General features: G+C 59.9%; 5 protein-coding genes, 1 tRNA gene and 1 rRNA gene. 2 read left to right on the forward strand and 5 right to left on the reverse strand.

Annotated elements, in window-relative coordinates:
* Positions 1-21 precede the first annotated feature (21 nt).
* Both LC062_RS09635 and LC062_RS09640 read right to left on the reverse strand, forming a co-directional pair.
* Positions 22-264, reverse strand: a complete 243-nt coding sequence (locus tag LC062_RS09635) for an SMc00767 family acetate metabolism repressor (protein WP_224910820.1) — start codon at positions 262-264, stop codon at positions 22-24.
* Between the two features lie 65 nt (positions 265-329).
* The gene (locus LC062_RS09640; RefSeq protein WP_224910821.1) at positions 330-1940 is read right to left on the reverse strand and encodes an isocitrate lyase; all 1611 of its coding nucleotides are present in this window, start codon (positions 1938-1940) and stop codon (positions 330-332) included.
* A 326-nt stretch (positions 1941-2266) separates the two neighbouring features.
* On the opposite strand from LC062_RS09640, the gene LC062_RS09645 reads away from it, so the two are divergent.
* Together LC062_RS09645 and LC062_RS09650 are read left to right on the forward strand one after the other, a co-directional pair.
* A complete protein-coding gene (locus LC062_RS09645) occupies positions 2267-3706 on the forward strand; it encodes a helix-turn-helix domain-containing protein (RefSeq protein WP_224910822.1) in 1440 nt (479 codons plus the stop codon).
* Positions 3707-3798: 92 nt separating this feature from the next.
* Positions 3799-4296 carry a PhnE/PtxC family ABC transporter permease gene (locus LC062_RS09650; protein ID WP_224910823.1) on the forward strand — a complete coding sequence of 166 codons (498 nt, stop codon included), beginning with the start codon at positions 3799-3801 and terminating at the stop codon, positions 4294-4296.
* Positions 4297-4670: 374 nt separating this feature from the next.
* On the opposite strand, the gene LC062_RS09655 is transcribed toward LC062_RS09650, so the two are convergent.
* The 3 genes from LC062_RS09655 to rrf all read right to left on the reverse strand — a co-directional run bounded on the left by LC062_RS09655 (position 4671) and on the right by rrf (position 6390).
* Positions 4671-5639: a DUF4238 domain-containing protein gene (locus LC062_RS09655; RefSeq protein WP_224910824.1), complete on the reverse strand. Its 969-nt coding sequence runs from the start codon at positions 5637-5639 to the stop codon at positions 4671-4673.
* A gap of 467 nt (positions 5640-6106) precedes the next feature.
* A tRNA-Met gene (locus LC062_RS09660) sits at positions 6107-6183 on the reverse strand.
* Between the two features lie 91 nt (positions 6184-6274).
* A 5S ribosomal RNA gene (gene rrf / locus LC062_RS09665) occupies positions 6275-6390 on the reverse strand.
* Positions 6391-6392: the final 2 nt, after the last annotated feature.

Consider the following 6392-nt stretch of genomic DNA (forward strand, 5'->3'; position numbering starts at 1 on the left):
GTGGCCGAGAAAACCGCCGGTTCAACTGGCCTCCGCGGTCAAGGCACGGGGCTCACGCACCGTCGGCACGATCTGGTCGCCCCAGGTCCCACCGCCACTGTGGTGACGAGAGACGCGGATCAGCTCGACCGACACCCCTTCGTCCACGGCCCGCTGGACGGCTTCGTTCAACCGATGCACCGCATCGGCAACGCGGTGAATGGCGCGGGTCTGGCCGTCGGTTTCGGGCTGCTCGACCCGTCGAAAATCCGTGGAGGTATTCATGACCGTTTCTCCCTGTTTCCGGTATCCGGGCCGCCCATGATTGGTGCAGGCGGCCCGGGACATGCCTACTCGGCAGCAAACTGGTTCATGGTGTTCGCCGCACCACCAGCCTTGAGCGCACGCTCGCCGCCGACCATCTCCTTGAAGGCATCGCCCAGATCGGATCCGACCTCGTGCTGATGCTTGACCGCAGAGATGCCGCGGCGGATTTCCTCGCGCTGGACGGTGGCAACATAGGCCAGCATCTTGTCCTCGCCGAAATAACCACGACTGAGCTCGTCCACCGATTTCGCGGTGAGGTGGAAGGTGGGCAAGGTGATCAGGTTGTGGAACACGCCGGCCCGGGCGGAAATATCCGTCTGAAAGGCACGCAACCGGGCATCGGCCTCATGTCCGAGATCGGAGTCGTCGAAATCGGCTTTCATCAATGCGTTGCCATCGGGATAATCGCCCTCGGCGATCCTGCCCTCGGCGATCCACTGGGCACGGACCTGCTTGCGCAGGTTCAGTGTCCAGTTAAAGCTGGGCGAGTTGTTATAGGTGAGCTTGGCGCCCGGTGCCTTTTCCCGGATTTCCGCCACCATGGAGGCGATCTCGTCGACATTGGGCGTGTCGGTCTCGATCCACAGGAGGTCAGCGCCGCCTTCGTTCAGGGAGGCGATGCAATCCTCGATCACGCGCGCCCGGCCGGTATTCGGCTTGAAGGGGAAAAGCCCGTTGGGCAGGCGGCGCGGCTTGACGAACGCCCCGTTCTGATAGAGCGCCAGTTCACCCTCCTGGATCGGGTTGGCCCCGGTGATCGGTTCGGTGTCGAGCCATTTGATGTATTCAGCGGCCAGGTCGCCCGGCCGGACCGAGACCGGCACTTTCTGCGTCAATCCCGCCCCCAGGGAGTCGGTACGGGCGACGATCACGCCGTCATCCACGCCCAGTTCCTCGAAGGCCAGACGGCAGGCGCGCAGCTTTTCGATGAAATCCTCGCGCGGGACCGTGACCTTGCCATCCTGGTGGCCGCATTGCTTGGCGTCGGACACCTGGTTCTCGATCTGCAACGCGCAGGCGCCCGCCTTGATCAGCTCCTTCGCCAGCAGATAGGTGGCGTGTTCGTTGCCGAAGCCCGCGTCGATATCGGCGATGATCGGCACGACATGGGTTTCGAAGCTGTCGATCTTCGCGATCGCTGTGGCGCGCTCGGCCTCGGTGTTCGCAGCCTTCAGCTCCTTGAACAGATCGTTGAGCGCGACTTCGTCGGCCTGGCGCAGCGAGGTGTAGATCTCCTCGATCAGGTCGGCGACGGCTGTTTTCTCGTGCATGGACTGGTCCGGCAGATGCCCCCAGCGATTGCGCAGGCCGGCAACCATCCAGCCGGAGAGGTAGACATAGGTGCCCTTGGTCGTGCCCCGCAGCCGCTTGACGGCCTTGATCATCTGCTGTGCGTGGAAACCCGACCAGCAGCCCAGCGACTGGGTGAAATTCGCCGGATCAGCGTCATAGGCCGCCATGTCAGCGCGCATCACGCCGGCCATCTCGCGGGCAATGTCGAGATGGGTCGCCCAGGTATTCTGGAGCTTCAGCTGCACGATGTCGTTCACCGACACCCCTCCAGGCGTCCGTCCGGACGGATAGCGGGACAGGACCTCCTCATGCAGGGCGGCATAGGACGGCTGTTGCGACATGTCGTATCTCCTTGTCGGGCAATTGGATGTCTGGCAAAGGGCGAAAGCGCCCAAAATCTGCGGATCGCCAAAGGGGGAAGCGGTGCGAAGCGGATCCATCAGTCACACCCGTTCCGTATCCCACACGCGTCGGCCCGGGTGTTTCGCGGCCCCAACCGGGACGGTGGAAGGAATGGGGCAAGTGTCATCGCATCGACCTTTCTTTGACGTCGGCAGGCAGATGTGATGTTAGTAACATGACCGAGAAAATGAACTATCATATTGTTATATATGGGTTTTATTGTAATCCTTGTAACACCTGAACCGGTGGTCTTGTTAGGATTGTCATGACAAAGCGCGGAGAGAAGCTGATCATCGGCGCCCGGCTCAAGCGGCTGCGGCGCACATTGGGACTAACCCAGGCGCAGATGGCACAAGACCTGGATGTCTCTGCTTCGTACATCACCTTGATCGAGGCCAATCAGCGCCCGGTTTCCGCCAATCTGCTGGTCAAGCTCAGTCAGGTCTATGATTTCTCGGCCGGAGAGATCGCCGGCGGTGGCGATCTGCAATTGCAAGCCGATCTGGAGGCGACTCTGAAGGATCCACTCTTTGCCGAAAGCGTACCGCGCGCGGAAATCGAAGAGGTGGTGAATGCTTCCCCGGCGCTGGCGCGTGGACTTTTACGACTGCATGAGAAATACCGCACCATGGCGATGGCCGCGATTTCCGAGGAGAATCCGTTTTCCGACCGCGACAAGGTGGAACTGCTGGAACAGACCGTGCGTCCGGTCGACGAGGTGCGAGCGCATTTTCACGCTCGCCGCAATCACATCGACGCGCTCGACCGCGCAGCGGAGGCCCTGGCCGACGATCTGACGATCTGGCGGACCGAGCCGCAGATCGTGCTGAACGACCGCCTGCGCGAGGCGCATGGCTATCGCGTCCGCATCCTGCCGCAAGAGGTGATGCCCGGCCTGCTGCGGCTGCTGGACCCGCACCGCAAGCACCTGAACCTGTCGGAGCGGCTCGATCAGCCCGGACGGCGGTTCCAGATCGCGGTGCAGCTGGCGCGGCTGGAATATGACGATCTGATTGCGGCCGAGGCTGCGGGCGCAGGCGTCTCCGACGCTGCCCTGCCGCTGGCGCGGGCCAGCTTTGCCAATTATTTTGCCGCCGCCCTCCTGATGCCTTATCGACGCTTCCTGAAGGCGGCGGAGGGCGCGCGCTACGATGTGGAACTGCTGTGCCAGCGCTTCGGCACCAGTTTCGAACAGGTGGCGCATCGCCTTACCACCCTGCAACGCCCCGAGGCGCGTGGCGTGCCCTTCTTTTTCGTGCGCATGGACCGCGCCGGCAACGTGTCGAAACGCTTCAGCGCTGGGCGCTTCCACTTCTCGAAGTTCGGCGGATCCTGCCCCTTGTGGAACATTCATAGCTGTTTCGAGACGCCCGACAGGGTGCAGACCCAGGTGATCGCCATGCCCGACGGCACCACCTATTTCTCCATCGCGCGCACGGTGACGCGGCAGGTCGGCACCTATGCCAGCCCGGCAGCGCGCTTTGCCATCGGGCTGGGCTGCGACATCGCCTATGCGCCGCGGCTGATCTATGCGCAGGATCTGGACCTCGGCGCGGTGCAGCCGGTGCCGATCGGGGTGAATTGTTATCTCTGCGAACGACCCGATTGCCCGTCCCGCGCCTATCCGCCGATCAACCGGCCCTTCAGCTTTTCCGAACGCGCCCGAGGGGTGTCGAGCTTTGGTTTCGCATCGGACAGCACATGACCCCACCGGCTGAAGAGCAATGGTCTGTTTCAGGTCAATCAGCGTCGCGAACAATGGATCGAATCCCGTACGCAGAGCTAGGCTGAAAGCACATGTCAGGTGCGAGCGCTGGTGATTTTCCAGTTTTTGACAGATGGCAAGCCGGCGAAAGGCGCGCACCGCCCCGCGCAACCGTAAGGAACGAAGAACCTCGACAAGGGCCACTGGGGAGGCGTTTCCCCGGCAAGGCGTCACGACTACAACAATGTCCGCCCGCACAGCGCAATCGGCAACACGCCCCCGAAATCGCTCATGAAAGGCTCATCAGCGCCTTCCGCCGCCTGCGCCAGCCCCCCCGGAAGTTCCGGTGCGAGGCGATCCTGCCCGACATCGCGCCCTCGCTGACCAATTCATCGCTGTTCGCTCCGGAAAAAGCCGTGCGCTCCTCGGTCGTCCTCGGCCTCGTCGGCGCAGGCGGCATCGGTCAGGAGTTGAAGGTCGCATTCGACCTCTTTCAGTACCGCAACGCCTCGCCGATCATTCTCGTGATCTTCGTCATCGTCCTTGCGATGGAACTGATCACCGACAACCTCCGCGCCCGTATCCAGTAGCAGCACCGGGCACCTTCGCTGGACGCTCTATCCAGCTCCCAGCGGGTCTTAGCTCTACGCTTCCAAGAAACATCAGCCCTCCGAAGGCGTGATCCGCTTGCTCTACTCGAAATGCCAATCGCGGGTCTTTGAGGGATAGTAACCCCCATGGATTCGCACTGCGTTTTCGGAGACTCCGCCAAGAACTATCTTGAGGCGGCACCGAGAGCGTTCCCGCTAAATTCGGCATTGGCTCGCCTACCGGCTTTTTTTATAAATTTCTGCTTCGCCGTCAACATTACATTCGACTTCAAGTATTATCTAACTTTTAATACTACCTATCGAGCTCTTCAATTTAAGTCCAGATATTTGCCCCCTTTCCCCCAATAATTCCCTCAAAACGATCGAAGACTCCGTTCTTTTAAAGCTTTCGCAAAACTTCCATCTTCGGTGAGGAGACACCAGAAATAATATTTTTTAACGCCATCCCTATACTTCACCCCAAGCTCTATCATCCCCTGCTCTCGGTCTCGAAAAAATAAAAACCGCTCTTTATGCTTTGCTTGAAACCTATTCGCCAATTTTGCGCGTTGCCGTTCCAGCTTGAATTTCTTCCACGCTCCGTCGGCGCCCCAATCGAGTCGCAGTATTACACTTGGGCTTAGTGGAAACGGCACGACGGCGTTGCGATTGCTCAGCCCGAACCCATAGTCTTGAAGGTCGGCCGGCCCACCCCCCTTGACCCAAAACACTGGATTGTCGCTTGTGACTAATTGCTGGCTGTCACAGATTTCAAAACTCCAGGTCATTCGACTCATGAGCCTAGCCAAGGTCTCTGCCTCCTGAAACGCAAGGAGCCCGACTCGACGATCGATATTCATCTTATACATGTCGTTGTTGTGGATTATTTCACGAACGGCAAGATCCTCGATTGAAACCTCGCCAGCCTTTTCCCTCTGCCTATAATCTCGTTCCACTTCTTGTCTGCCGGCCCATAAAGCCATCTCGCCCATGAATTGAGCAAACTGCCTGATCTGAGCCGGGCTCCGGGTGAACATCGTGGCCAAGAATACCGCAAAGTCGAATTTCGCGCCCTCACCCAACCGCTTAAAATCCAAAAGTTCTGAATAGATTTCGGCGGCTCGCGACTCGATTTTCGCAAGCGACTCCTCGATCAAATCAATCCGAGAACCACCCTCACCAAGCGGCGTATAGATATTCGTCTCAAAGGCCGTCTTTTCAGGCGTTGTCTTTCGAGCCACCCCGGCAACACAGTCGTGGGTCCAAAGCTCGCCATCCGGCTGCGCGAAATAGCGCAAGTAGAACCGCGGCACCACATGTTGTCGTTTAGTCCGCCCGCTCATCTCCCGCCTCCACTTTCCCCCCCTATCGACTCAACAACCTGATCATACACCCCACACGCGAAACCTTCTCATACGCATTCGTTCCCTGTGTTCAAGCGACCTGCGGGTGCAACCAAACGACCGCAGGCGCATCGTCGGCGCGCCTCGCCAGGCCGACCCAAGGGGCAAAGTGGCTTGTTTGGACGCGGGGGTTCTTCCTCCACCAGCGCCCAGACCGACGACATCGCCCGCTCGTCCCCTCGGACCAGCCGCAGACAAAGCGTTCATCGATCTCTGATGATAGATGACTAGGTGTTCGGCGCAGGCATCATCAAGGTATTGCTTGTACGCTGCCGGTGAGCGGATCGCGTATGACAAAGAACGCCTCAGAAGCCATCAAAATCCCGGTGGCGGGTTATGTTGGTCGGGTCGAGGCGCCTGAACGCAAAAACCTCCGCGGCGAGGCCTGCGGAGGTTTTTTGTGATTTTGGTTGCGGGGGCAGGATTTGAACCTGCGACCTTCAGGTTATGAGCCTGACGAGCTACCGGGCTGCTCCACCCCGCGCCGAGTTGTGACGCGTGCGAACTCTTGGCGCGCTTGGCGCGCTTTGAGGATCGTGCGGTTGTTGTAGAGATTTTTTGTTTGCGCTTTGCAGGCCTGGCGGCGACCTACTCTCCCACGTCTTGAGACGCAGTACCATTGGCGCTGGGGCGTTTCACGGCCGAGTTCGGGATGGGATCGGGTGTTGAGGTCCCCGCAATGGCCACCAGGCC

Source organism: Stappia indica (assembly GCF_020177335.1).
GTDB classification, from domain to species: Bacteria; Pseudomonadota; Alphaproteobacteria; order Rhizobiales; family Stappiaceae; genus Stappia; species Stappia indica_B.